Source organism: Pseudonocardia humida (genome assembly GCF_023898865.1).
Taxonomy (GTDB): domain Bacteria; phylum Actinomycetota; class Actinomycetes; order Mycobacteriales; family Pseudonocardiaceae; genus Pseudonocardia; species Pseudonocardia humida.
In genome coordinates this window covers 119779-143964 of record NZ_JAGSOV010000054.1, presented here as the reverse complement: position 1 = coordinate 143964, position 24186 = coordinate 119779, and the positions used below count along the sequence as shown (strand labels likewise).

General features: G+C 74.6%; 26 protein-coding genes. 12 read left to right on the top strand and 14 right to left on the bottom strand.

The features are described 5' to 3' along the window. Positions 1 to 23: 23 nt before the first annotated feature. The 4 genes from KDL28_RS26000 to ligD all read right to left on the bottom strand — a co-directional run bounded on the left by KDL28_RS26000 (position 24) and on the right by ligD (position 4872). Positions 24 to 368, bottom strand: coding sequence for an RNA polymerase-binding protein RbpA (locus KDL28_RS26000; RefSeq protein ID WP_252442461.1), 345 nt, complete (start codon positions 366 to 368; stop codon positions 24 to 26). A 353-nt stretch (positions 369 to 721) separates the two neighbouring features. Then, entirely contained in the window at positions 722 to 2041 is a 1320-nt protein-coding gene (locus tag KDL28_RS25995) for an MFS transporter (protein ID WP_252442460.1), read from the bottom strand. A 52-nt stretch (positions 2042 to 2093) separates the two neighbouring features. Then, the gene (locus KDL28_RS25990) at positions 2094 to 2897 is read right to left on the bottom strand and encodes a glycerophosphodiester phosphodiesterase family protein (RefSeq protein WP_252442459.1); all 804 of its coding nucleotides are present in this window, start codon (positions 2895 to 2897) and stop codon (positions 2094 to 2096) included. A 28-nt stretch (positions 2898 to 2925) separates the two neighbouring features. Further along, the gene (gene ligD / locus KDL28_RS25985; RefSeq protein WP_252442458.1) at positions 2926 to 4872 is read right to left on the bottom strand and encodes a non-homologous end-joining DNA ligase; all 1947 of its coding nucleotides are present in this window, start codon (positions 4870 to 4872) and stop codon (positions 2926 to 2928) included. Positions 4873 to 4945: 73 nt separating this feature from the next. Between ligD and KDL28_RS25980 the strand changes: the two genes are divergently transcribed. Together KDL28_RS25980 and bfr are read left to right on the top strand one after the other, a co-directional pair. Next, entirely contained in the window at positions 4946 to 5137 is a 192-nt protein-coding gene (locus tag KDL28_RS25980; protein WP_252442457.1) for a (2Fe-2S)-binding protein, read from the top strand. 131 nt (positions 5138 to 5268) lie between these two features. Further along, a complete protein-coding gene (gene bfr, locus KDL28_RS25975; RefSeq protein WP_252442455.1) occupies positions 5269 to 5754 on the top strand; it encodes a bacterioferritin in 486 nt (161 codons plus the stop codon). Positions 5755 to 5760: 6 nt separating this feature from the next. Here the strand turns inward: bfr and KDL28_RS25970 are convergent, their stop codons facing one another. Both KDL28_RS25970 and KDL28_RS25965 read right to left on the bottom strand, forming a co-directional pair. Further along, positions 5761 to 7269 carry a serine/threonine-protein kinase gene (locus KDL28_RS25970; protein ID WP_252442453.1) on the bottom strand — a complete coding sequence of 503 codons (1509 nt, stop codon included), beginning with the start codon at positions 7267 to 7269 and terminating at the stop codon, positions 5761 to 5763. Positions 7270 to 7337: 68 nt separating this feature from the next. Beyond that, positions 7338 to 8852, bottom strand: a complete 1515-nt coding sequence (locus KDL28_RS25965) for a serine/threonine-protein kinase (RefSeq protein WP_252442451.1) — start codon at positions 8850 to 8852, stop codon at positions 7338 to 7340. A gap of 121 nt (positions 8853 to 8973) precedes the next feature. Between KDL28_RS25965 and KDL28_RS25960 the strand changes: the two genes are divergently transcribed. Continuing rightward, a complete protein-coding gene (locus tag KDL28_RS25960) occupies positions 8974 to 9246 on the top strand; it encodes a DUF3072 domain-containing protein (RefSeq protein WP_372497073.1) in 273 nt (90 codons plus the stop codon). Positions 9247 to 9265: 19 nt separating this feature from the next. On the opposite strand, the gene KDL28_RS25955 is transcribed toward KDL28_RS25960, so the two are convergent. Both KDL28_RS25955 and KDL28_RS25950 read right to left on the bottom strand, forming a co-directional pair. Further along, on the bottom strand, positions 9266 to 9856 hold the full coding sequence (locus KDL28_RS25955; RefSeq protein WP_252442449.1) for a TetR/AcrR family transcriptional regulator: 591 nt from the start codon (positions 9854 to 9856) through the stop codon (positions 9266 to 9268). A gap of 261 nt (positions 9857 to 10117) precedes the next feature. Next, the gene (locus KDL28_RS25950; protein WP_252442447.1) at positions 10118 to 10915 is read right to left on the bottom strand and encodes an alpha/beta fold hydrolase; all 798 of its coding nucleotides are present in this window, start codon (positions 10913 to 10915) and stop codon (positions 10118 to 10120) included. 385 nt (positions 10916 to 11300) lie between these two features. Between KDL28_RS25950 and KDL28_RS25945 the strand changes: the two genes are divergently transcribed. The 7 genes from KDL28_RS25945 (at position 11301) to KDL28_RS25915 (ending at position 17206) form a co-directional block, all read left to right on the top strand. Continuing rightward, positions 11301 to 12266, top strand: a complete 966-nt coding sequence (locus KDL28_RS25945) for a hypothetical protein (RefSeq protein WP_252442445.1) — start codon at positions 11301 to 11303, stop codon at positions 12264 to 12266. A 10-nt stretch (positions 12267 to 12276) separates the two neighbouring features. Continuing rightward, the gene (locus KDL28_RS25940; protein ID WP_252442443.1) at positions 12277 to 13206 is read left to right on the top strand and encodes a hypothetical protein; all 930 of its coding nucleotides are present in this window, start codon (positions 12277 to 12279) and stop codon (positions 13204 to 13206) included. A 713-nt stretch (positions 13207 to 13919) separates the two neighbouring features. Beyond that, a complete protein-coding gene (locus KDL28_RS25935; protein WP_308216063.1) occupies positions 13920 to 14090 on the top strand; it encodes a hypothetical protein in 171 nt (56 codons plus the stop codon). Between the two features lie 23 nt (positions 14091 to 14113). After that, a complete protein-coding gene (locus tag KDL28_RS25930; RefSeq protein ID WP_252442441.1) occupies positions 14114 to 14476 on the top strand; it encodes a PadR family transcriptional regulator in 363 nt (120 codons plus the stop codon). After that, positions 14473 to 14982, top strand: coding sequence for an HAAS signaling domain-containing protein (locus KDL28_RS25925; RefSeq protein ID WP_252442439.1), 510 nt, complete (start codon positions 14473 to 14475; stop codon positions 14980 to 14982). Before KDL28_RS25930 ends, KDL28_RS25925 begins: the two co-directional genes overlap by 4 nt. Positions 14983 to 15062: 80 nt before the next feature. Beyond that, complete coding sequence (locus KDL28_RS25920) at positions 15063 to 16436, top strand: serine hydrolase domain-containing protein (protein ID WP_252442437.1); 1374 nt, start codon at positions 15063 to 15065, stop codon at positions 16434 to 16436. Next, entirely contained in the window at positions 16436 to 17206 is a 771-nt protein-coding gene (locus KDL28_RS25915) for a MerR family transcriptional regulator (protein ID WP_252442435.1), read from the top strand. The genes KDL28_RS25920 and KDL28_RS25915 overlap by 1 nt, the downstream gene beginning before the upstream one ends. 67 nt (positions 17207 to 17273) lie before the next feature. Here the strand turns inward: KDL28_RS25915 and KDL28_RS25910 are convergent, their stop codons facing one another. After that, on the bottom strand, positions 17274 to 17492 hold the full coding sequence (locus tag KDL28_RS25910; protein WP_372497071.1) for a response regulator transcription factor: 219 nt from the start codon (positions 17490 to 17492) through the stop codon (positions 17274 to 17276). A 119-nt stretch (positions 17493 to 17611) separates the two neighbouring features. Here KDL28_RS25910 and bla point away from each other — a divergent pair, with 119 nt between their 5' ends. Continuing rightward, positions 17612 to 18550: a class A beta-lactamase gene (gene bla / locus KDL28_RS25905; protein ID WP_256502732.1), complete on the top strand. Its 939-nt coding sequence runs from the start codon at positions 17612 to 17614 to the stop codon at positions 18548 to 18550. Between the two features lie 22 nt (positions 18551 to 18572). Here the strand turns inward: bla and KDL28_RS25900 are convergent, their stop codons facing one another. The 3 genes from KDL28_RS25900 to KDL28_RS25890 all read right to left on the bottom strand — a co-directional run bounded on the left by KDL28_RS25900 (position 18573) and on the right by KDL28_RS25890 (position 20471). Beyond that, positions 18573 to 19217 carry a ribonuclease H family protein gene (locus KDL28_RS25900; RefSeq protein ID WP_252442479.1) on the bottom strand — a complete coding sequence of 215 codons (645 nt, stop codon included), beginning with the start codon at positions 19215 to 19217 and terminating at the stop codon, positions 18573 to 18575. Between the two features lie 25 nt (positions 19218 to 19242). Then, positions 19243 to 20118 (bottom strand): membrane protein insertase YidC, encoded by an 876-nt coding sequence (yidC, locus tag KDL28_RS25895; protein ID WP_252442431.1) that lies wholly within the window; start codon positions 20116 to 20118, stop codon positions 19243 to 19245. A 77-nt stretch (positions 20119 to 20195) separates the two neighbouring features. Further along, positions 20196 to 20471 carry a hypothetical protein gene (locus KDL28_RS25890; protein ID WP_252442429.1) on the bottom strand — a complete coding sequence of 92 codons (276 nt, stop codon included), beginning with the start codon at positions 20469 to 20471 and terminating at the stop codon, positions 20196 to 20198. Between the two features lie 194 nt (positions 20472 to 20665). On the opposite strand from KDL28_RS25890, the gene KDL28_RS25885 reads away from it, so the two are divergent. After that, positions 20666 to 21706 carry a sigma-70 family RNA polymerase sigma factor gene (locus tag KDL28_RS25885; RefSeq protein WP_252442427.1) on the top strand — a complete coding sequence of 347 codons (1041 nt, stop codon included), beginning with the start codon at positions 20666 to 20668 and terminating at the stop codon, positions 21704 to 21706. Between the two features lie 130 nt (positions 21707 to 21836). Here the strand turns inward: KDL28_RS25885 and mgrA are convergent, their stop codons facing one another. After that, the gene (gene mgrA, locus KDL28_RS25880) at positions 21837 to 22865 is read right to left on the bottom strand and encodes an L-glyceraldehyde 3-phosphate reductase (protein ID WP_252442477.1); all 1029 of its coding nucleotides are present in this window, start codon (positions 22863 to 22865) and stop codon (positions 21837 to 21839) included. A 672-nt stretch (positions 22866 to 23537) separates the two neighbouring features. Continuing rightward, positions 23538 to 24170: a TetR/AcrR family transcriptional regulator gene (locus tag KDL28_RS25875; RefSeq protein ID WP_252442425.1), complete on the bottom strand. Its 633-nt coding sequence runs from the start codon at positions 24168 to 24170 to the stop codon at positions 23538 to 23540. Positions 24171 to 24186 lie beyond the last annotated feature (16 nt).

Sequence of the window (24186 nt, the reverse complement as noted above, 5' to 3'; positions counted from 1 at the left end):
ACGTCGCGGTCGCTGCTACGCGATCAAGCGATGTCGCGGCGGCGCTCGGCGAGCAACTCGAGGCGCTCGGTCAGCAGGACCTCCAGGTCGGCCACCGACCGGCGCTCCAGGAGCATGTCCCAGTGCGTGCGCGGCGGCTTCGCCTTCTTCTGCTCGGGCTCGGTGCCGTCCACCAGCTTGGAGATGCTGCCGTGCAGGCGGCACTCCCACGTGATCGGCGGCTCGGCGTCATTCGCGAAGGGCACCTCGAAGTCGTGCCCGCGCGGGCACGCGTAGCGCATCGACTGCCGCGGCGCGAGGTCGTGGTTGCGGTCGGTCTCGTAGCTGACAGCCCCGAGCCGGCTGCCACGGAGCACGCGGTCGGCCATGCGTCACCCTCCCCTTTCACCAGCCGAGGGAGCCTCCCTCGGCCTTCACCACCGGGTGTAACGTCTACAGCGCTGACGTATTCCCGGACTCGACGGGCGACTCCCGACGAGGTGTCGGTCGTAACGTGACCGACACCGGAAGTTTGCCGCCCTGATCGGTGAGTGTCCCCCATGCCGCCCGGTCGCACACGTCGTTGTGACGCGTCTGCCAGATGTGACTTATGTCACTCAGAACACATCAATGTTTACATGCAAACCCACCTCACGTACCGGACGAATCGCCCAGAGGGGATCAGTTCTCCCGGCGTGGTGACCTCGCACAATGCCGCTCGTGACGGCTCGGGTGCGCTCCGCTACGCCTTGGCGGCGGCGTGCCGGGGCGGCTGCACCGGCCAGAGGGCGACGAGTCCGGCGGCCAGCACCAGCAGGATGCCGATCATGCCGGCGCGCTCGCTGGCGAACAGCCCGGTGAACAACCCGAACAGGCTGGGCGCCAGGAACGACACGGCGCGGCCGGTGGTGGCGTAGAGCCCGAACAGCTCACCCTCGCGGCCGGGCTCGGCCAGCCGGTTGACGAACGTGCGCGACGAGGACTGCGCGGGCCCCACGAACAGGGTCAGGGCCAGCCCGAAGATCCAGAACATGGTCGGGCCGGTCGCGAACAGCAGCACCACCCCGACCACGAGCATCCCGACCAGCGACCCGACGATCACCGGCTTGGGTCCCACCCGGTCCTCCAGGCGCCCGCCGGTGAGCGCCCCGGCCGCCGAGACCACGTTGGCGGCGATGCCGAAGATCAGCACGTCGGCGGCGCCGATGCCGTACACCGAGACCGCCAGCACCGCGCCGAAGGTGAACACCGCGGCCAGCCCGTCCCGGAACAGGGCGCTGGCCAGCAGGAAGTACACGGTGTGCGGGTTGTGCCGGTAGATCGAGCGCAGGTCGGCGAACAGCTTGCGGTAGGCGCCCGCGACGCCCAGGCGCTGCGGGCGCTGCGGGTCGGGCGGGATCTCCGGCACCGCCACCCACATCGGGATGGCCGAGACCAGGAACCACGCCGCCGCCACCAGCGCGACCAGCCGGATGTTGAAGCCGTCCTCGGTGGAGGCCCCGAGCGCGCCGCCCTCGCCGGCGATCAGCCCCACGTAGACCAGCAGCAGCAGGACGATGCCGCCGAAGTAGCCCATCGACCAGCCGAACCCCGAGACCCGGCCCATGTTCTGCGCCGAGCTCACCTGGCTGAGCATCGCGTTGTAGGAGACCTGGGCCAGCTCCACGAACACCGAGCCCGCGGCCAGCAACCCCAGCCCCAGCCACAGGTAGGAGTAGTCGTCGCGGACGAAGAACAGCCCGACGGTGGCCAGCACCGTCAGCCCGGTCCACACCAGCGTCGAGAGCTTGCGCCGGCCGGCGGAGTCGGCCTGCTGGCCGATCACCGGGGCCAGCAGCGCGATCACCAGCCCGGCGATGCCGACCGCGAAGCCCAGCGCCGAGCTCGCCTCCGGGCGCTCGTCACCGACGGCGTCGGTCAGGTAGACCGAGAACACGAACGTGAGGATCACGGCGTTGAACGCCGCCGACCCCCAGTCCCAGAAACCCCAGGCCACGATCCGGCCGCGGGACACCGGGACGACCGCGGCAGGGCCGTGGCCAGGGGTCGGCTGGGTGCTCACGCGCGGAGCGTAGCGCCGCGTCCCCACCGGGTGAACGCCGGAGCCGCGCGGTTCAGCCCGGCCAGTCGCCGCGGTCGCGCAGCACGGAGCGCAGCAGGTCGGGCCGGTCCGACAGCAGCCCGTCGACGCCGAGGTCGAGCAGTTCGACCATCTCGACCGGGTCGTCCACGGTCCACACGTGCACCTCGCGGCCGCTGTCGTGGGCCACCCGCAGCAGCCTCGCGTCCACGACGGTCAACGGTCCGATCCGGCGCGGCAGCTGGGCGAGCTGACCGTCCGCCACCGGGGCGGGCAGCGACGACAGCGGACCGGGCAGCGCGTCGAACCACGCCCGCGCCCGCAGCCCGACGGCGTCGCGCTGCGACATCGACGTGCACAGCCGCGGCCCGGCCCCGGCCCGCGCCCGGCGCAGCCAGCGGTGGTCGTAGCCGCCCACGCACACCCGGTGCCAGCTGTCGGTGCGCTCCAGCAGCCGCAGCAGCGGCCCGACCACGACCGCCGACTTGACCTCGACCGTGATCCGCACGTCGGGCAGCTCGGTCAGCACCCGCTCGAGCGTCGGGATCGGCTCGCGCCTGCCCACCCGGACCCCGGCCAGCTCCGCGGCGCGCAGCTCGGCGATCGGTCCGCGGCCGTCGGTGGTGCGGTCCAGGGTGGGGTCGTGGTGCACGACGACCACGTCGTCGGCGGTGGCGTGCACGTCCATCTCCAGGTACCCGAACCCCTCGGCGACGGCCCGGTGGAACGCCGCCAGGGTGTTCTCCAGCCCGGCCAGCTCGTCGACGTGCCAGCCGCGGTGCGCGTAGGCGCGGGGGTAGGGGCCGTCGAGGTAGGGGTGGCGCGTGGCCGGCTGCATGCGCCGAGCCTGCCAACCGCCGCCGCGCTCACCCGCGCCGGGGCAGGTGCTGTCCCTCGTCGGTGAGCAGCCCGGCCATCAGATCGCCGTGCTCGGCGATGCGCCCGGGCAGGTCGTCGGCGGTGAACACCAGATCCTCGCGGCGGCGGCAGGCCGCCACCTCCTCCCAGGTCACCGGGGTGGCCACGGTCGGCCGGGCCCGCCCGCGCAGCGAGTAGCTGGCGATCGTCGTCTTGTAGGGGTTGTTCTGGCTCCAGTCGACGAACACCTTGCCCCGCCGCCGCGCCTTCGCCATCACCGCGGTGACCGTCGACGGGGTCTGCCGGGCCATCTCCTGGGCGACCGCCTTGGCGAACTCCGAGGTCTGCTCCGGGCTCGACACCGCGACCGGCAGGTACAGCTGCATGCCCTTGCCGCCGCTGGTGCGCGGATAGCAGGTCAGCCCGTCATCGGCGAGGTGCTCGCGGATCCGCACGGCCACCCGCGCGCAGTCGACCACCGTGGTGCCCTCGCCCGGGTCGAGGTCGAAGACCACCAGGTCGGGCAGGCCCCGCCCGTTGTCGCCGTCCGGGTCGACGCGCCACTGCGGGACGTGCAGCTCCAGCGCGGCCAGGTTCGCCGCCCAGGCCAGCCCCTGCTCGTCGTCGATCAGGGGGAAGTCGGCGGTCTCGGACCGCCCGCCCGGCGTGCCGACCCGCGCGGTGCGGATCCACTCCGGCGCGTGGCGCGAGACGTCCTTCTCGAAGAACGAGCCCCGCTCCACGCCGTCGGGCCAGCGGACCATCGTCACCGGCCGGCCCGCCAGGTGCGGCAGCATCACCTCGGCGACGGCCAGGTAGTGCGCCACGACGTCGGCCTTCGTGGTGCCGGTGAGCGGGTAGAGGACCTTGCCCGGGTTGGTCAGCCGGGCCCGGCCCACCCCGCGTCGGGTCGGGCCGTCCGCGGCCCCCTTGTCGGTGCGCGGGGTCGTGGTGGGCGCCGGGGTCGGCGCGTCGGTCGCCACCTCCACCCACGACGGCGAGCGCCGCCCCGCCTCGTAGGTCGAGTCGGCCCGCTTCGCCACCACGTACGGCAGGCCCTGGGCCGCGGCGGCCCGCACCACCTCCGGCCCGCCGCCGGGGAACACCGGTGCGACCCGCCACCGCGGCCCGGTCAGCGGCAGCCCCTCCAGCAGCCCGCGGCGCTGCTCGAACACCAGCCCGCGCACGTCGCGGCCGTCCAGGTGCAGCAGGTCGCCGATCCACAGCTCGCTGCCACCTGCGCGTTCGGTCAGCTCGCCGTCCAGCAGGACCTGGGTGGCGCTCAGCGACGGCCCGAGCTCGCGCAGCTGCGGCACCGCCAGCTCCTCGCCCTCGCCGTCGGTGATCCGCGCCCGACCGCCCTCGACCCGCACCACCACGCGCCGCCCGCCGAACCCGACCTGCAGCCACCAGCCCTCGTCGCGGGGCAGCGGGCCGGGGGTGGCCAGCATCGGGCGGGCGTCCATCGGCAGCGGCTCGTGCTCGGGCGCGGGGTCCGAGCGGCGCAGCAGCCACTCCTCGCGCTCGCCGCCGCGCCGCCCGCCCGCGGTGCGGATGAACACGAACCGGCCCCGCGCCCGCTGCCCGCTCATCCGGACGATGACCTCGCGGGAGTTCCACTTCTCGGTCTCGTAGGTGCCGGTGTCCCAGATCGTCATCCGCCCGCCGCCGTACTCGCCGGCCGGGATCTCCCCGGAGAACTCCAGGTACTCGATCGGGTGGTCCTCGGTGCGCACCGCCAGGCGCACCGTGCCCGGCTCGGTGGGCAGGCCCTTGGGCACCGCCCAGGACGCCAGCACCCCGTCACGCTCCAGCCGCACGTCCCAGTGCAGGCGCCGGGCGTGGTGCTCCTGGATGACGAACCGGTCGTCGTCGCCGGCGAGCGGCTCGCCCTCGGGAACCGGCTCGGGGGTGCGGGCGGGGTCGCGCTTGCGGCGGTACTCCTCCAGCGGCACGCGTTCCAGGCTAGGGCTTGCATCTGACGGACCGCACAGCTGACCATAGGCTCACCTGAACCCAGGAGAGCCTATGTTCGTGTGCATCTGCGCCGCGGTACCCGACACCGAGATCAGGTCGTGCGTGGCCCGCGGCGCCCGCACCGTGGAGGAAGTCGGCGACGCCTGCGGCGCCGGCACCGGCTGCGGCTCCTGCCACGACCGCATCGACACCTTCCTGCTGTCCGCGGAGTACCCCACCGCCGGACTGCCGCGCACCGCCTGAGGCCCGCCTGACCAAGGGCGAGCTTGCGCTCGGCGAGGACGACCTTGCTGGCAGACCCGCTCCGACCAGCGCTAACGTCCATCGGCGGGCGGAAGCACCGGTCGCGGGACGAGCGGAACGAGGGCGGAGCCATGCAGGGCGACCCGGAGATCATCGCGTTGCTCAACGAGCAGCTGACCAGCGAGCTGACGGCGGTCAACCAGTACTTCCTGCACGCCAAGATGCAGCAGAACTGGGGCCTGACCAAGCTCGCGGCCTACACCCGTGCGGAGTCGATGGACGAGATGCGCCACGCCGAGCGCATCACCGACCGCATCCTGCTGCTGGAGGGCCTGCCGAACTTCCAGCGGCTGTTCTCGCTGCGCATCGGCCAGACCGTCGGGGAGATGCTGGAGTCCGACCTCGCCGTCGAGCGCGAGGTCGTCGACCGGCTCCGCCCGGGCATCACCATGTGCCGGGCCAAGGGCGACCACACGACCGCCACCCTCTTCGAGGAGATCCTCGCCGACGAGGAGCACCACATCGACTACATCGAGACCAACCTGTCGCTGCTGGAGAAGCTCGGCGAGCCGCTCTACCTCGCCCAGCTGGTCGACCAGCCGCCCACCGCAGGCTGAGCGGCCTCACTCGGCGCAGTGCGGCGCCGAGAGGTAGGCGCCCGCGAAGCTGTCGGGCAGGGTCAGGCCCTGCACGATCGTCGCGCCCAGCGCCAGGTTCCGGGTGCCGTCGGTGAACTTCTCGACCCCGGTCGAGTACGCCTGGACGGTCAGCGGCTCCGACGCCTGCACCGCGTCCCGGCCCTCGACGTAGGACTCCCGCGCGCTGGTGAACTCCTCGACGACCTGCCCGAACGCCGCGCGCGTCGCCTCGTCGGGGGCGTCGTCGCGCAGCACCACGAAGTCGGGCAGCGCGGTGTCGACGATCCCGATCACCCGGTTGATCGAGGTGAGGTAGTCGCGGCGGGCGGCGGCGGCGTCACCGGTCGCGGTGGGCGAGATGGTGGTGTCGGCCAGGCTCACCAGCAGCTCGCCCGAGGCGCACAGCCGGTCGACGTAGCGGACCTCCGGGCTGTCCGGGGCGAAGGAGGGGGTCGGCGGGCCCGCGGCGACGGGCGTCGTCGGGCCGGTCGTGGGGTCGGTGCCCCCGCCCGCCGTCGACAGCGTGATCCCGAGGGTGGTGCCGGCGGCGACCAGGACCGCGGCCGCGACCGCGACGAGCACGCGGGTCCGGCGCTTCCCCGTCGGAGCACGCTCGACGAGGGTCGCGGGCGGGGCCGTGATGTCGGCGGTCTCGCGCCCGTCGGGCGCCCGGGGCGCGGGTGCGAAGCCACCCGCTCCGCGCAGCCCGACCGCGATCCGCTGCGCGGTCGGCCGGCGCGCGGGGTCCTTGTCCAGGCAGGCCCGCACCAGCTCGCGCACCTCGCCGGGCACCCCGGTCAGGTCGGGCTCGCCGTGCACGATCCGGAACAGCGCCGCGGCCGCCTGGTCGGCGGCGAAGGGGCTGCGCCCGGTGGCCGCGAACACCAGCGTCGACCCCAGCGCGAACACGTCGATCGGCGGGCCACCGGGGCCGATCCCGGAGATCTGCTCGGGCGCCATGTACTCCGGGGTGCCCACGACCTGCCCGGTCCCGGTGAGCTGGGTGCCCCCGGCCGACCAGGCGATGCCGAAGTCGATGACCTTGGGTCCGGCGGGGGAGAGCAGCACGTTGGCCGGTTTCAGGTCGCGGTGCACCAACCCGGCGGCGTGGATCGCGCCCAGGGCCTCGGCCAGCCCGCGCGCGAGCGCCGCCAGCGGGGCCGGCGGCATCGGTCCCGACGTGGCCACCGCGTCGGCCAGTGACGGCCCCTCGACGTACTCGGTGGCCAGCCAGGGCTGGTCGGCGTCGGGATCGGCGTCGAGCACGCGGGCGGTGAACAGCCCGGCCACCGACAGCGCCGCGGAGACCTCCCGGCGGAAGCGGTGGCGGAACCCGGTGTCGCCCGCCAGGTCGTCGCGGATCATCTTGACCGCCGCGCGCCGCCCCTCCGGGGTGCTGGCCAGGTACACCCGGCCCATGCCCCCGACGCCGAGCCGGGCCTCGATCCGGAAGCGGCCCAACCACTCGGGGTCCTCGGGCTGCAGCGGCTGCACCCGCGCGAGCCTAGGGAGTGGTCACCGCGGCCACGTCAGCGAGACTACGCACGCCCCGGCTCATGAGCTCAGTCGATGCAGTGCGGGGCCACCGCCGCGGCGCGCAGGTAGTCCTCGGGCAGCGTCAAGGTGTCGACGACGGTACCGGCGAACAGGATGTTGCGGGTGCCCGCGGCGAACCGGTCCGCGGCCAGCGCGTACTCCGCCACCCCCAGCTCCTCGGCGTCGCGCACCGTGTCGCGGGCCTGGGTGAAAGCCTCGCGCGCGCCGGTGAACTCCTCGACGATCTGCCCCAGCGCCACCCGCAGCTCCGGGGTGGGGGCGTCGTCGCGCAGCGCGGAGAAGTCGACCAGCACCGATTCGGTGATCGCCAGCGAGCGCTCCAGCGCGCCCAGCAGGTCGCGCCGCGCCCTGGCCGGGTCGTCCAGGGCGGGCGGCGGGACGACCGCGCTGCCGGCGATGCTGCTGACCAGGTCGCCCGAGCCGCAGAACCGGTCCATGAACACCGCGGGCGGGCTGCGCGGGTCGATCGGCGGCCCCGTCGGGGTGGGCGCCGCGGTGCTCGGCTGGGCGCTCGGCTGGGCGGCGGGCGCGACGGCGGGCCCGCCGACCGGGTCGGTGAGCACGAGCGCCGCGGCGACCGCTCCGGCCAGGGTGAGCGCGGCCGCCCCGAACGCGAGCACGCCGCGGCCCCGGCGCGGCCCGGTGCCGGCGCGGGCGACGTCCGGCGGAGTGGCCGTCACCGGCCCGGTCCCGCGGTCGTCGACGACGTCGAGCGGACCACCCGTGCGCACCGAGGCCGCGATCTGCTGGGCGGTCGGCCGCCGCCGCGGATCCTTGTCCAGGCAGGCCGCGACCAGCGCCCGCGACGGCGCCGGCACCCCACCCAGGTCCGGCTCGCTCTGCACGACCCGGTACAGCACCGCGGCCGTGCTGTCGGCGGCGAAGGGGCTGCGCGCCGTCGCGGCGTAGGCGAGGATCGCGCCCAGGGCGAACACGTCGACGGCCGGGCCCGCCGGGCCGGTCCCGGTGATCTGCTCGGGCGCCATGTACTCCGGTGTGCCCACCGCCTCACCGGTCGCGGTCAGCCGGGTGCTCTCCGCCGACCAGGCGATCCCGAAGTCGATGACCTTGGGTCCGGCGGGGGAGAGGAGCACGTTGGCCGGCTTCAGGTCGCGGTGCACCAGCCCGGCGGCGTGGATCGCGCCCAGCGCCTCGCCCAGCCCGCCGGCCAGCGCGGCCAGCCCCGCGGCGGGCAGCGGCCCGCCGCGCTGCACCTTCTCGCGCAGCGACGGCCCGGCGACGAACTCGGTGGCCAGCCAGGGCTGGTCGGCGTCGGGATCGGCGTCGAGGACCCGGGCGGTGAACAACCCCGACACCGACATCGCCGCGGCCACCTCGCGCCGGAAGCGGTGCCGGAACCCGGTGTCGCCGGCGAGCTCGTCGTGCACCACCTTGACGGCGACCTGGCGCTGGTCGGGCGTGCGGGCCAGGAAGACCCGCCCCATCCCGCCCGCCCCGAGCCGGCCCAGCACCCGGAACGGCCCGATCCACCGCGGGTCGTCGGGCCGCAGCGGCTGCACGCCGCTCAGCCTAGGCAGCGATGCGGCGCCCGGACCTGGCTCGACCCCGGCGCATTCCTGCCAACCCCGGGTGGTGATCGCCCGAGATGCGGGGGCCGGGGATCGAAGATATGTTCGATGCATGACCGATCGCGCACAGGAGAGCACCACCGCCGGTGGTGGAGCTGACGACACGGGCGACACCGCACCCGCGGGTGGGGCCGCGGTGGGCTCGCCGGAGAAGGACCCGGCCGACTGGACCACCGGCGACGAGCCGATGACCGGGCCGCAGAAGTCCTACCTGGAGACGCTGTCGCAGCAGGCCGGGCGCGAGGCACCGCCCGAGGACCTGTCCAAGGCCGACGCGTCGCGGCTCATCGACGAGCTGCAGGAGGTCACCGGCCGCGGCCAGTGACCCACCGCCCGAACGGCCGTCACCCCGGTCGACGCAGGGACCGCACCCGGCGCCGCACCGCGGCGCCGGTGCGCTCCAGATCGCCCGTGGCCAGCAGGTCGATGAGCGCTCCGCGCAGCAACGCCAGCACCTCGGTCCGCTGCGCGCGCCCGTCCTCGCCGTGACGGACGTCCTCGGGCTGCGCGGCGGCGAGCACCTGCAACCAGTCCTCGACGGTGGCGCGCGCGAAGCCGGCCCACGGACCCCCGGGGTCGGTCAGGGACCGGGCGTACCCCTCCAACCACAGCGCCAGCAGGGCCCGGTGCTCCTCGGCCGACACCCACGCCCACAGCCGGTCCACCACCTCGGCCATCCGGTCGGCGCGCGGATCGTGGCTGGGAGCGCCCAGGTCGGCCAGCATCGCCATCTCCGCGCGCCGCGCGCGGGCCAGCAGCGCCTGCACCAGCCCGTCCTTGCTGCCGAACAGGTAGAGCAGCACCCGCGGGCTGGAGCCGATGTGCTTGGCCAGCGGCCGCAGCGACAGCTCGGCCAGGCCGTTGGCCAGCACGTACCGGTACGCGGCCTCGAGCAGTTCGACCTGCCGCGGCGACGGGCTCGCGCTCGGATCCACCGACGCAGTGTGTCGGCCGGTGCCCGGCGCGTCCGTCACGGGGCGACCGGAAGGCGCGCCGCCGCAGGGTCGAGGCTCGGAGGTGCCGGCCACGACGTCACCGCGGAACACCCGGTCGCTGTGCGGCTGTGCCGCGGCGAGGTGCCGCCAGGGCTGGTCGAGCGGTGGCAGCAGCGCGATGTAGACGACGCCGAGATGCCTTTGTCGCTGCAGCTGTCCCTGTAGCGCTTGTCTGGTTCGCGGGCCGTGGGTATGCGGACGTCACCCCCGGGAGGCGGTCGCAGGAGCCCTTTCCGGATCCGGCAGCCCTGCCCAGAAGTCCGTCAGAGCCTCAGCGACCGGCGCCGGCGTCTCCTCCGGCCACCAGTGGCCCACGCCCTCCAGATGCGCCATCCTCGCGCCCGATCGGCGCGCTGCCCACTCGTGCTGCACCACCGTCCCGCTGGCTCTCTCGAAGTCGTCCACGGCGATGAGGGCGAGCCCCGGACGTTGTGCGGCGCTCGGCAGGAGCCGTCCCGCTTCGGCCATCGCCGGCTGTCGTGCCGACCGCAACAGCTTGAGGACGGCGCGACCCATCTCGGGATCCATGCCTGCCGCGACCCGCTCGGCCATGCGCCCGGTCATACCGAGGGCCGACGTCACCGCGAGTCGCTGCTCCAGATCGCCTCCCCACAACTGCTGCACCGACGCTTCCCCTGGGCCCTCCTGCTGCCACACCTGTGCCCGCGGATGCCAGAGGTAGTCGGGCGCGAACACGCCGAGGGCGTCGGAGGCCCAACTGCGGATCAGATCCGGACGGGTCATGGCCAGCGCCGCGACGTGGATCCCGCCCCAGTCGTGACCGACCAGGTCGACCGGAGCGCGGAACAGCTCGAGCTGAGACGCCAGCCAGTCTCGATAGGTCGTGGCCGACGAGTCGAAGCCGCGGGGCGCAGGGACGCCGAACCCGGGCGGGGACAGGACGACCGCGTCGGCCCGGTCGAGCTCCCCGATGAGCGGTCCCCAGATGGCCGCGGACTCGGGGTTGCCGTGGACGAGGACGAGTGGAGTGCGGGACACGAGGCCACCTCTCAGATACTTATTGGTCGACACACAAGTATCAGTTGGCCACCGATCTGTCCAGGTGGAGCCCAGGAGAGACCGACGCCGTCGCCGCGGCCCTCGACGGCAGACCTCGTAAAGTCCGGTACATGCTCGTCCCGATGTGTGGGCAGTCCTGATGCCCGATCGGCCTCCCGCTCGCCGCACGCGGGATCGCACTGCAGCTGATCTCGACCCCACCGCAGGCGCGAGTCGAAGCGATCATTGACGAAGCCCCGGCTGGTCCGCTGAACCCGCCGTCGCTGCTCGGCGAGCGCGTGGTGCGCCACCGAACCCGGGACGCGCGGGGTCATCCGTAGGATTGCGGTACTACGGCGCGTCACCGATGTAGTACGAATGAGCAGTGGCGCCCACCTTGGACCCGGACCGGGTGCCCGAGCGCGCCGTTCGCCGCCCGACGCATCGGATCCCGGCGCGGCCGGAGGCGTTCACCGAGGGCATCCCGAAGCACGCCACGCACCCGTCCGAGTGGGACGGGCGGACGTTCCACCTGGGGCTCCTGATCGGCGTGCTGATCGCCGCGGCGATCATCGGCACCCTGGTCGTCCTCGCGTCGGGGGGCCGCGGCTGGGCCCCGGTCGTCCCCCTCGTGCTGTCCGCACCCCTCGTGGTGCTCACCATCTCGCGGTACCAGCGCCGCGTGCGGGCGCTGCAGGCCGCGACCACCAGCACCGCACCGAGCCGGGTTCGGGTCCTGATCCGCGGCGAGGAGCAGAAAGAAGAGGAGGAAGAGGAAGAGGGCACTGCGGCCGAGGTTATCGCGCGGCCGGTCTCCCGGCCGGCGACGTCCGGCCACGGGACCGACCCCACCGGCCCGGGCGACCAGGGCTGGGCCACGGCGGCGGACCGCTTCGCCCGCGTGCGCGCCGAGTACGCCGCCTTCGAGACCGACCCCCTGCAGGTCCTGCGCCTGCCCGCGCTCGTCGACGCGTCCGTCCCCAGCACCGCCCGCTTCATCGACGCCTTCGCCGACGCCCAGTCCCTCGCCACCGACCGGTACCCCGGCGTCGACCACGCCCGCCGGTTCGCCGCCGCCGCCGACCACGCCGAGCGCACCTGGACCGCGGCCCGCGACGCGGCCGAGCGGATCCGGTTCTCCGGCCTCACCCCGACCGAGCGCGGCACCATCGAACGCGTGGTCAAGCTGCTCACCACCGCCCGCGACTCCGACAACGAGCCCGAGCGCCTCGCCGCCTACGCCCGCGCCCGCACCGAGCTCGACCGGCTCGACCGCACCGGCGTCGTGCACGTACCCCGGAACACGCGAGCCGCCCTCGACGCCGTCGCCCGCGGGCAGCTTCCGGGCTGAGGACGATCGCATGGCCATTCCCCCGCACCCCGACCCGCCGCCCGACGGGATCCGGGAGTCCGTCCCCGCCGCGGTTCGCGCGAGCGGCCCGTTGTCGCCGGGTGATGACCACCGGGCGTCCCTCCTGCTGGTGGCGACACTCCTGACCGGGATCGGGGGTTTCCTCGTCCCCTCCCTGGTCATCGCGGCGGTGCCGGGCTCGTTCCCCGTCGGGTGGCTCGCCCTGCCAGCGGCGGGCCTCGCCCTGGCCCTCGTCTTCCTCGCGCTCTACCTGGGCCGCGTGGGGTCGGCGCGCCCGGGGGAGCTCGCGGACGACGAGGACCCGACGACGACCACGGTCCGGGTGGCCCGGCCGGAGGATCGCACCCGACCCGGACCCCGCGCACCGACCGCCGCCCTCAGCCCCGGCGCGCGACCGGCGCCGCCGTCCACGACCGTCGGCCAGCGGAGCGACCCGAGCTGGCCGGGCGCCGCGGAGCGGTTCGCCCACCTGCGCGGCGAGTACGCCGCCTTCGAGTGCGACCCGGTGCAGGTGCTGCGCACACCGGCGCTCACCGACACCTCCGTCCCCAGCACCGCCCGGTTCGTCGACGCCTTCGCCGACGCCCAGTCGTTGGCCACCGACCGCTACCCCGGCGTCGAGCACGCCCGCCGGTTCGTCGAGGCCGCCGACCGCGCCGAGCGCACCTGGACCGCGGCGCGCGAGGCCGCGGAGCGGATCCGGCTGTCCGGTCTGCCGCCGGCCGAGCGGAGCACCGTCGAACGCGTGATCAAGCTGCTCACCACGGCCCGCGACTCCGACAGCGAGCCCGAGCGCCTCGTCGCCTACGCCCGCGCCCGCTCCGAGCTCGCCAGGCTCGACCGGGCCGGGGTCGTGCACGTGCCGCGGGTGGCGCAGGCGGCCCTCGCCGAGGCCGCGCGGGGCCAGCTGCCCGCCTGACCGCGCGGCTGCGGTGGCGGAGTACCGCCGTGATCACCGCCGCGGATCGGGCTCGGGCCTGCGGGTACGCGGGTTGCTGGTTAGCTGGCGGAGGTCTTCGCCGCGCCCGACCTGGCGGTGCAGGCCGCCGGCTACCGGTTCCTGGTCATCGGATCCACCCGGGTCGGGGCGGACCGGGGCGCGGTGCAGGCCCGGCGCCTGGTCGCGGACCTGTTCGGGCGGTTCGACGCCGCTGATCCGCGGGTGCGGTTGGTCGCGGCCGACCTGCTGCGGATGGGCGGGCTACCCGACGCCGCCGGGGATCAGCTCGGGTGGGCGCACGGCGCGTTCGCCGCGGTCGGGGACCACGAGGGGCTGGGGACTGCCACCTGCTCGTCGCCGACGCGGAGCTGGCGCCGTGGTCCTCGCCGGAGGTGGCCGGGCTCGACCCGTGGGCGCTCGACCGGCCGTCGCACCCGGTCGACCGGGCCGCCGGGCGCTGGCGCGGTGGGCGCCGCGGTACTCCGCCTTCGCGACGCCGGCGATGGTGCGGGCGCGGCGCGAGGCCGCGTGAGCGGGCCGACCCTCAGCGCTCGCCTGCGAGCACCGCGCGGGCGATCGCCTCGCGCTCGGCGGACCCACGAGCCGCCTCCTCCACGTAGGTCCAGTGACCGCCCAACGGACCCAACGTCATCCGCGACTTCCTCGCCGCCGGACTCGTCGACTCCCTGCACGTGGTGGTGGTCCCGATCCTGCTCGGTCGGGGAGTGCGGCTCTGGGACGGGCTGGAGGGTCTGGAGAAGGGCCACCGGGTCGAGGCAATCTCCTCCCGAGTGGCGTCACGCACCTCACGTTCACCCGCTCGACCGCCTGACCGCGAGTCGCCGACTAGCTTGCCTCGCTGACTAGTAGGCGATACCGTCTAGTCGTGCTCGCCACTGACGATCCCACCTGGCCCACGACGTGGACCCGGGCCGCACTGGAGCTCAGCGCGCTCGCTCTGGTCTGCGCGCACGGCCCCACCCACGGCTACGACGTGGCCAAGCGGCTGCAGGCCGCGGGGCTGGGCGAGGTCAAGGGCGGCACGCTGTACCCGGTGCTGGGCCGGCTGGAGGATCAGGGGCTGCTGGCCAGCCACTGGGCTCCCGGTGACGGCGGGCCGGGCCGGAAGGTGGTGAGCGCGACCGACGAGGGCCGGCGCGAGCTGGCCGTGCGGCGGGCGCGCTGGCAGCAGTGGACGGCAGCGGTGGCCGACGTACTGGCCGCCCGACCCGAGGAGGAGGACCGGTGACGGACACCCTCAGCAAGGCCGACCGGCGCTACCTGGAGGAGCTCGCCGTTCACCTGCAGCTCCGGTACGTGCCCGGCGAGCAGATCGGGGAGATCCTGGCCGAGGCCGAGGCGCACTCCGCGCAGAGCGGGGAGCCGCTGCGCGAGGCGTTCGGTGACCCCAAGGAGTACGCCCAGCAGTGGGCAGGGGCGCCGGCGCGCAGGCGCTGGTGGACGGCCGCGGCCGCCGGCGTCCCCAGCGGCCTCGGCGGGGTCGCCCTGGCGTGGGGGGCCACCGGGCTCGCGATGGACCAGCGGCTGCCGGTCCTCGACCTGCCCAGCTGGTGGCTGATCGTGGTGGGCACGCTGCTGACCGTCGGCGTCTGGGCGTCCGTCCCGGTCAACCGGATCCGCGACCCGCGCACGGGTGCGACCAGCGGTCGGTCCCGGACCACGGTCGTGCTGCTCGCGCTGGGCATGTGCGCGACTGTCGCGGCGGCGGGCCTCGTCGGCGCGCTGCTGCGCTGAGCGGCGGGCGGGTGCCCGCGCGGACCGACACCGTCGCCGGCTTGACCTTGCCCCTGGGGCAAGCCCCGAGCATGGCCGCCATGACCACGAACGAGCAGGTGTTGGCGGAGTTCGTCGAGGCGACGGCGATCGAGCACGGCGTACCCGGCCTCGCCGTCGGGGTGTGGGCGGACGGGCAGGAGGTGTTCGCCTGCCACGGCGTGACCAGCGTCGAGGATCCGCTGCCCGTCACCCCGGACACGATGTTCGCGCTCGGCTCGGTGTCCAAGACGGCGACGGCGACGGCCGTGCTGCGCCTGGTCGTGGAGGGCAGGCTCGAGCTGGACGCGCCGGTGCGGCGCCACGTGCCGGAGCTCGTGCTCGCCGACGAGCGCGCGGCCGCCACCATCACCGTCCTGCAGCTGCTCAACCACACCGCGGGCCTGGGGTGGCGGCTGAACGCGGACACCGGCGACGGGGACGACGCCCTGGCCGCCCACGTGGCGCGGATGGGTGAGTTGGAGCTGATCGCCCCACCGGGCACCCGGGCGTCCTACAGCCAGGAGGGCTACAACCTGCTGGGCCGCGTCATCGAGGTCGTGACCGGGCTGACCTACGAGCGCGCCGTCGCCGAGCTGCTGTTCGAGCCGCTGGGCCTGGCCCACAGCTACTACCGGCCCGCCGATGTCCTGACCCGCCGTCACACGGTGGGTCACGAAGGGACCGCGGTCGTCCGGCCGTTGACCGACACGCGGGCCAACGGCCCGGGCGGCGGGCTGGTCTCCTCGGCGGCCGACCAGCTGCGCTGGGCCCGGTTCCACCTCGGCGACGGTGCGCCGATCCTGGCCGCGGCGATGCTGCGGCGGATGCGGGAACCCACCGTCGAGCTGCGCGGCAGTTCGCTCGGCGACGCGTTCGGCCTGTGCTGGTTCCTCCGCGATGTCGACGGCGTCCGCACCGTTGGCCACGGCGGATCGGCCAACGGCCAGTTCGCCGAGCTGATCCTGGTGCCCGAGCGGGACTTCGCCGTCGTCTCGCTGGTCAACGGCAACCCCGGTGGCATCCCCGCCAACCGCGCCGTCGTGCGCCGGGTGCTCGACCACCACCTCGGGCTGGTCGAGCGGGACCCGGAGCCCCTGCCCTACGACGGGGCCGGCGCCCGGGAGGTCGTCGGCCGGTACGCGACCGACATCCTGGTCCTGGACGTCGTCGACACCGGCACCGGGCTGACGGCCGCGGCGTACCTCAAGCCGGAGGTCCGGGCCGCCTCCGAGGTCGACCTGCCCGCGGACGTGCCGCCGGCCGGCCTGGGTCTGCTGCCCGGCCCCGGCGGGGAGTTCGTCATCACCGACGGCGCGATGGTGGGGCTGCGCGGATACTTCCAGCGCGACGAGCACGGCGCGGTCGTCGCGGCCGAGCTCGCCGGCCGCACCCACACCCGCGTCCGCGCAGGCGACCCGGGAGGCCGAACGTGATGACCATCGGCCAGCTCGCCGCCTTCGCCGGCGTGACCACCAAGGCCGTCCGCCACTACCACGAGCGCGGGCTGCTCCCCGAGCCCCCGCGGGACGCCGCGGGCTACCGGCGCTACGACGCCGAGCACGCCGTCCACCTGGTCAAGATCAGGACGCTGGCGGCGGCCGGCGTGCCGCTGGCGCGGATCGAGGAGCTGCTGGCCGCCGACCCCGACCGGTTCGCCGACGCCATCGCCGAGATCGACCGCGCCCTGCAGCAGCGGGCCGTCGACATCGCCCGCGCCCGCGAGCGGGTCGCCCAGCTGCGGACCGGGGACCGGCTGTTCGTCTCGGCCGAGGTCGCCGAGCTGCTCGACCGGCTGCTCGCGCTCGGCGTGAGCAGGCGCGCCGTGCAGATGGAGCGCGACCGCTGGATCCTGCTCCAGTCGATCGCCCCGGAGCAGGCGGCCAGCTGGACAGCCGACAAGCTCGACGCCATCGACGACCCCGAGTTCCGCGCGCTCTACCTCGACTTCGACGCCGCCTTCGACTGGTCCCCCGACGACCCGCGGCTGGCCGACCTCGCCGAGCGCACCCGGCGCTGGCTGGCCACCCGGCACCGCGCGGGTCCGGAGGACGCGCTGCCCGACCCGATGCTCAGCCGGTTCGTCTCCACCTCGCCGGCCGAGTCGTCGCCGGCATGGGAGCGGCTCACCGAGATCACCAGCCGGCACAAGACAGGCCAGGACGGCGCGCCGCCCGAGACGCACGGCGGCGCCCCACCGAGGTGAGAGCGGTGTCACGCACGCCACCTTCACCCGTACCGGTGCCTGGACCGCACAGTCGCGGAGGCCCGCGCTAGCGCCCGACTCCCGGCCGGATCAGCCCGTTCTCGTAGCCGAAGACCACCGCCCGCGCCCGGTCGCGCAGATCGAGCTTGCCGAGCACGCGCCCCACGTGGACCTTCACGGTCGCCTCGGAGATGTGCAGGCGCGCGGCGATCTCGGCGTTCGAGCGCGCATGCGCCAGTTCCATCAGCACGTCCCGCTCGCGGGGGGTCAGAGCACCGAGCGACACCGGCGTTCCCGGCGCGGGTCCATCAGGAGGTGACTGCCGCCGCCGATCTCGGACATCGGGCGCTTAAGGTATGTCTGACCTGCGGAACGCCCGAGACTTGAAAGCCGATAATCGACGTTATGACAGTACGAGTGGATCGGCGGCAGGTCCTCCGCCTCACCCTGGGCGCGCTCCTGGCCGCTCCACTGGTCGGTGGGTGCGCCGCCGAGCCCTCCGGTGGGCCTTCCGCGTCGTCACCCGCACCCGTTCCGGCGGACGTCTCCGAGCCGGTGCTCGACGACCCGCGCTTCGCCGAGCTGGAACGCCGGTACGACGCCCGGCTCGGTGTGTCCGCCGTGCACGTCACCTCGGGGCGCTCGGTCGGCCACCGCGTCGACGAGCGCTTCGCGCTCTGCTCGACGTTCAAGGTGTACGCGGCGGGCGCGCTGCTGGCGGCGCACCCGATGACCGACCCGTTCTGGACGACGCCCGTCCGCTACACCGCCGCCGACCTGGTCACCTACTCGCCGGTCACCGAGCAGCACGTCGACACCGGCCTCACTCCCCTGCGGCTCTGCGAAGCGGCCATGACACAGAGTGACAACACGGCCGGGAACCTGCTGCTCGACCAGCTCGGCGGTCCTCCGGCGCTGACCGCGTTCGCCCGGACCATCGGCGATCCCGTCACCCGCCTCGACCGCCGCGAGACCGAGCTGAACTCGGCGATCCCCGGCGACGACCGCGACACCACGACCCCGGCGGCGATCGCCGCCGGTTACCGGTCGCTGGTGCTCGGCGACGTCCTCGGGGTCACGGAGCGTGAGCAGCTGCGGGAGTGGATGGTGGCCACCACGACCGGCGAAGACCGCATCCGGGCCGCCGTGCCGGCGGGCTGGACGGTCGGCGACAAGACCGGCACCGGTGGGTACGCCACGGCCAACGACGTCGCGGTCGCCTGGTCGCCGGCCGGTGAGCCGCTGGTGGTCGCGGTGCTGTCGAGCAGGTCCTCCCCCGCCGCCGAGCACGACGACGCCCTGCTCGCGGACGCCGCCGCCGTGGTCGTCGACCTGCTGGCCTGACCCGGGCGGCCCGCGGGTCGGCTCAGGTGGCCACCGACAGCGACTGCTCCACCGCGAGCGCGTCGACCAGGTCGTTCATCTTGTCCCCGGAATGGCCCTTCACCCAGCGGAAGGACACGTCGCCGCGCTCGTTCACCAGCGTGATCAGCGGCTCCCACAGGTCGCGGCTGACCACCGGCTTCTTGCCGCTGGTCAGCCAGCCGCGGGCCATCCAGCCCTTCCACCACTCGTCGCGGAAGCAGTTGACGACGTAGGTGGAGTCGCTGACGACCACCAGCGGGCCCTCCAGGGCGCGCACGGCCTCCAGCGCGGCGCGGATCTCCATGCGCTGGTTGGTGGTGGCGGCCTCGGCCCCGCTGCCCTGCCTGCCGTCCTCGGTGGCCCACGCCCAGCCGCCGGGACCGGGGTTGCCCGAGCAGGCGCCGTCGGTCCAGACCTGCAGGGCGCCCTCGGCGGCGGGCATGTCGGGCCGGGGCGCGCGCGCCGCCCTGGCGGGCTTCGCGGCGGTCTTGGTCGTCTTGGCGGCGCCCGGTGCGGCGGCGGGCTGCTGCGGGGACTCCGCGGCGCAGGCGGTGTGCGCCCAGGTCTGGCCCGACCGGGCGATCTCCTCGCCGGGCTGGATGCGGGACGAGCAGACGCCGCAGGTGGTGGCGTACTTGGCGGTCATCGGCACCGGGACACTCTAGGAGGGCTCAGCGGCCCGGTCGGCGGCGCACCGGCTTGGCCCCGGGCCGCGGCGCGGCGACGGGCGCGCGGTGCGGAGCCGGTGGGGGTGTCCGGTCGAGCGCGCGGTGCGCGAGGTGCTGCTGGACGAGGGTCCAGGCGTTGGTGGTCAGCCAGTACACGCCGATCGCCACCGGGAACGGCAGCAGCACCCCGCCGACGACGACCCCGAGCGGGAACACCCACGGCAGGGCGCGGGCGACGGCGGCGGTGGGTCCGACCGGCGGTTGGCGGCGCAGGGTGGCCCGGGCGGTGAGGTGGGTGGCCAGGGCGGAGAGCAGCAGCAGCGGGACGGCGACGAGGACGACGTCGAGGCGGGCCACCGGCGCGCCGAAGGAGTCGAGCAGCTCCTGGGGCATGGCCAGGTAGGCCGACAGCGGCGAGCCGAACAGCCGGGCCTCGAGGAAGGAGCGGACCTCGGCCGGGCCGAAGGCGTAGTTGGCGATGGCCGCGTTCTCGGCGAACGACAGGCCGGGCCGGTTGAAGCCGTTGAGCACGTGCAGCACGCCGAGGAAGACCGGGGCCTGCAGGAGCGCGGGCAGCAGCGCGCGACCGGTGCTCACGCCGTGCTCGGCCTGCAACGCGCGCGTGCGGGCCAGCAGGCGGGCGGGGTCGTCGCGGTGGCGGCGGCGCAGCTCGGCCAGCTGCGGGGCGATGGCGGCCATGGCGCGCCCGGAGCGGACCTGGGCGAGGAAGAGCCTGATCATCAGGGCCCGGACGGTGAGCACGAGGAACACCACCGACAGCGCCCAGGCCGGCCCGCTGGAGGGGCCGAGGACGGCGGCGAAGAGCTGGTGCCACAGCCACAGGGGCGCGGACACGGCGTAGTACAGCGGATCGAGCATGCGGGGACTCCTGAGGTGACCGAGGGCCGGGACGGGGCGTCGGCGACGGTCGGGAGTGCCGGGTGGAGCGGGTGCGCTCAGACCGCCGCGAAGGCGGGTGACGGCGCTCGGGGGCGGGCGTGGCCGGCCGCGTCGGGGTCGTGCTGGCGCGGCGGCGGGCCCTGGTCGAGGGCGCGGCGGCGGGCGCGCACGGCGACCGCGGGGGTGTGCGTGGCGGGCGGTGGCGCGGCGCGGGCGGCCAGCAGGGCGGCCAGCAGGACGGCGGTCAGCCCGAGCAGCACGGACGGTTCGGTCGTGGTGGGGCCCAGCAGGGCGAGCAGGAACGCCAGCGGTGCGAGCAGCGCGTCCCCCACGGCGTCCCCTCCCCTCGCCGACGACGGTACCCGAGCGGGGGTGGGCGGCGCCCCGGACAGGCGCCCCGGATCAGGCGTCGAGGTGGCCGGGGCGTCCCGTGCGCGCAAACTGTCGGTGGATGCCCCTACCCTCGGCGGCGGAGGTTCGGTTCGATGTGTCCGGTTCGGATCGAGCGCGGCGGAAGGAGACGTTGATGACTGGTCTGGCCACGGCGGACGATGCCCGGCTGCCCTCCGACGGCGGTCCGCCCAGCGCGGGCGAGGCGCCCTGGGAGCAGTACCGCCGCGAGCTCACCGCGTACTGCTACCGCATGCTGGGTTCCTCGGCCGACGCCGAGGACGCCGTGCAGGACACGATGGTGCGGGCGTGGAAGGGCTACGACCGGTTCGAGGGTCGGTCGGCGCTGCGCTCGTGGCTCTACCGGATCGCCACCAACGTCTGCCTGACCATGCTCGACAGCCGCAACCGCCGCGCCCGGCCGATGGACATGGGTCCGGTCGGTTCGGCGGGCGGCGACCTGAAGCCCCCGCTGCCCGAGACCACCTGGATCGAGCCCGTGCCCGACGAGCGCATCATGCCCACCGCGGGCGATCCGGCCGACGTGGCGGTGTCGCGGGAGTCCGTGCGCCTGGCGTTCGTGGCCGCGCTGCAGCACCTGCCGCCGCGCCAGCGGGTGGTGCTGATCCTGCGCGAGGTGCTGCAGTGGCGGGCCGCGGAGGTCGCCGAGTTGCTCGACACCTCGGTGGCCTCGGTCAACAGCGCCCTGCAGCGGGCCCGGGCCACGCTCGCGGAGAACGACATCGAGGAGTCCCCGGGCGCGGTCGAGGAGATGGACGAGGCGCACACCGAGCTGCTGGCCAAGTACGCCGACGCGTTCCAGCGCTACGACATGGCCGCGCTGGTCGCGCTGCTGCACGAGGACGTCGTGATGTCCATGCCGCCCTACCCGCTGTGGCTGCGGGGCCCGGAGGAGGTGCGGGCCTGGATGCTCGGGCGGGGCGCGGAGTGCGAGGGCTCGCGGCTGGTGCCGGTCTCGGCCAACGGGATGCCCGGCTTCGCGCAGTACCGGCGCGACCCCGGGGGCGAGGGCTGGTTCGCCTGGGCGCTGCAGGTCCTGGAGATCACCGACGGCCGGATCACCGGGCTGAACTCGTTCCTCGACGTGGAGACGCTGTTCCCGATGTGGGGCCTGGACACCCGCCTCGACGCCCAGGGCCGACCCGTCACGGTGTGACCACCCGGCTGTGCCGGCCCCCCGGGGGGCCGGCCCCCGCCCCCCCCCCCCGGGCCCCCCCGGCCCGGGGGGCCCCCCCGGGGGGGGCGCCCCCCGGGGGGCCCCCCCCCCGCCGGGGCCGGTGTGCGGCTCAGTGCTCCGAGGAGCGGGACCAGATGTTGATCCCGGCGTCCACGGCGTGCTTGTCGATGCTGTCGAGCTCGTCGGCGCTGAACTCGAGGTTCTGCAGGGCGCCCAGGCTGTCGTCGAGCTGGGCGACGCTGCTGGCCCCGATCAGCACCGAGGTCACCCGCGGGTCGCGCAGCGCCCAGGCCAGCGCCATCTGCGCGAGCGACTGGCCGCGCCCGCGGGCCATGTCGTTGAGCGCGCGCACGTGGGCCAGCGCGGAGTCGGTGAGCAGGTCCGGGGAGAGCGAGGTGTCCTTCGCGGCCCGGGAGCCGGCCGGGATGCCGTCGAGGTACTTGTCGGTGAGCATGCCCTGGGCCAGCGGGGAGAAGGCGATGCAGCCCACGCCGGTCTCGCCGAGCGCGTCGAGCAGGTCCTGCTCGATCCAGCGGTTGAGCATCGAGTAGGAGGGCTGGTGGATCAGCAGCGGGGTGCCCAGCTCGCGCAGGATCCGCGCGGCCTCGCGGGTGCGCTCGCCGCTGTAGGAGGAGATGCCGGCGTAGAGCGCGCGCCCGGAGCGCACCGCGGTGTCCAGCGCCCCCATGGTCTCCTCGAGCGGGGTGTCGGGGTCGAAGCGGTGGCTGTAGAAGATGTCGACGTAGTCCACGCCCATCCGGGCCAGCGACTGGTCCAGGCTGGCCAGCAGGTACTTGCGCGAGCCGCCGCCCTGCCCGTACGGGCCCGGCCACATGTCGTAGCCGGCCTTGGTCGAGAGGATCAGCTCGTCGCGGTGGGGGCGGAAGTCCTGGGCGAAGATCGTGCCGAAGTTGCGCTCGGCGCTGCCGTAGGGCGGGCCGTAGTTGTTGGCCAGGTCGAAGTGGGTGATCCCGCGGTCGAAGGCGCGGCGCAGGATGGCGCGCTGGGTCTGCAGGGGCTGCTCGTCGCCGAAGTTGTGCCACAGACCCAGTGAGATCGCGGGTAGGTCCAGGCCGCTGCGCCCGCAGCGGCGGAAGGTGGCGTCGTCGTAGCGGTGGGCATCGGCGAGGTAGGTCACCGGCTCATCCTGCTCCTCGACCCGGCACCCTGCTCCCCAGCCGAACGCCGCGGTGAGCGCGGCCGGGCGCCCGGGGGTGCCGGTGGCCGGGACGACGAGGTGGCCGGGCACGTCCAGCGCCGGTCGAGCGGGCGTAGCGCGACGGCCGGGTCAACGCGGCGGGGTGCCGTACACGATCGTGACCCCGCCCTCCCCCGCCCCGATCTCGACGACCGCGGCCTCGACCGATCGCGCCGGTCGGCCCAGGCGCGGACTGACGCCCGTGGCGAGGCAGGCGGCGAGCACGGTGACGTGCGGCGGGGTCGCTCGACCGCTCGGGCAGGCGCAGCACCGTCTCGGCCAGCGCGGCCCTGGCGAGGGCGGGCGCGCCTGCGGCGGGATCGGCGGTTGCGAGCACGGCGTCAGGCCCCGTCCCCCGACGGGGCCGCGGACGAGCGCGAGGTCGAGCTCCCCGGAGCGCACGGCGGCGCAGTGCGCCTGCGGGGTGCCGTCGACGCCGCGGCACCCGCGGGCGCTGGCCGCCCAGGCGCTGACCACCCAGGCCGCCGTCGGGGGACGACTATCGACAGAACGCCCATATCGCCGGCGGGCCCTGGACCGATGTCAGGTCGGCACCGGCCGCGACGCGCTGACCGGCGATCCGGTGCGCGTGAACTGCACGCACACGGGCGGTCAGCGGCGGTGGCCGTATGCGGCGACGAAGGTCCGCACTCCCTCGCCGGCCCAGCGCTGGATGTCGGCCGGGTCCGGGGCGCGGTCCTCACCGAGTAGCATGGCCCGGTTCACCGGGGCCGACATGATCAACCAATTGAACTGCCGCGCGGCCAGGTGCGCGTCGGTGATGTCGAGCAGTCCGCGCGCGCCGAGGTGGGCGAAGGTGTCGGCGAGCGCGTCGATGGTGCGTCCGGGGCCCTGCTCGAAGAACGCGCGGCCGAGTTCGGGGAACCGGGCCGCCTCGGTGATCACCAGCCGGCGCAGCCGCAGCACCCGCGGTTGCAGGACCGCGGTGAGCTGGCGGCGGGCCAACTCGCGCAGGTCGGCTTCCAGGTCACCGGTCTCGCGCAGGTCGCGCACCTCGTCGTGCACCGGGTCGGCGACCTGCCCCACGGTCCCGGTGACGATCTCCACGAACAGCCGCTGCTTGTCGGTGAACTGCTTGTAGACCGTCTGCTTGGAGACCCCGGCGACGGCGGCGATCTCGTCCATGCTGGTGCCGCGGTAGCCCTCGCGCAGGAAGGCCTCGGTGGCCGCCTCGACGATCGCGCGCCGTTTGCGCGTGGTGCGGGTCTCCAGCTCGACGTCCACGGTCGAATGGTACTGG

Coding starts and splice junctions, on each gene's coding strand:
- KDL28_RS26000 (WP_252442461.1), bottom strand. CDS start 368: ATGGCCGACCGCGTGCTCCGTGGCAGCCGGCTCGGGGCTGTCAGCTAC.
- KDL28_RS25990 (WP_252442459.1), bottom strand. CDS start 2,897: ATGCAGCCGGCCACGCGCCACCCCTACCTCGACGGCCCCTACCCCCGC.
- KDL28_RS25980 (WP_252442457.1), top strand. CDS start 4,946: ATGTTCGTGTGCATCTGCGCCGCGGTACCCGACACCGAGATCAGGTCG.
- bfr (WP_252442455.1), top strand. CDS start 5,269: ATGCAGGGCGACCCGGAGATCATCGCGTTGCTCAACGAGCAGCTGACC.
- KDL28_RS25960 (WP_372497073.1), top strand. CDS start 8,974: ATGACCGATCGCGCACAGGAGAGCACCACCGCCGGTGGTGGAGCTGAC.
- KDL28_RS25940 (WP_252442443.1), top strand. CDS start 12,277: ATGGCCATTCCCCCGCACCCCGACCCGCCGCCCGACGGGATCCGGGAG.
- KDL28_RS25920 (WP_252442437.1), top strand. CDS start 15,063: ATGACCACGAACGAGCAGGTGTTGGCGGAGTTCGTCGAGGCGACGGCG.
- KDL28_RS25915 (WP_252442435.1), top strand. CDS start 16,436: ATGACCATCGGCCAGCTCGCCGCCTTCGCCGGCGTGACCACCAAGGCC.
- bla (WP_256502732.1), top strand. CDS start 17,612: ATGACAGTACGAGTGGATCGGCGGCAGGTCCTCCGCCTCACCCTGGGC.
- KDL28_RS25900 (WP_252442479.1), bottom strand. CDS start 19,217: ATGACCGCCAAGTACGCCACCACCTGCGGCGTCTGCTCGTCCCGCATC.
- yidC (WP_252442431.1), bottom strand. CDS start 20,118: ATGCTCGATCCGCTGTACTACGCCGTGTCCGCGCCCCTGTGGCTGTGG.
- KDL28_RS25885 (WP_252442427.1), top strand. CDS start 20,666: ATGACTGGTCTGGCCACGGCGGACGATGCCCGGCTGCCCTCCGACGGC.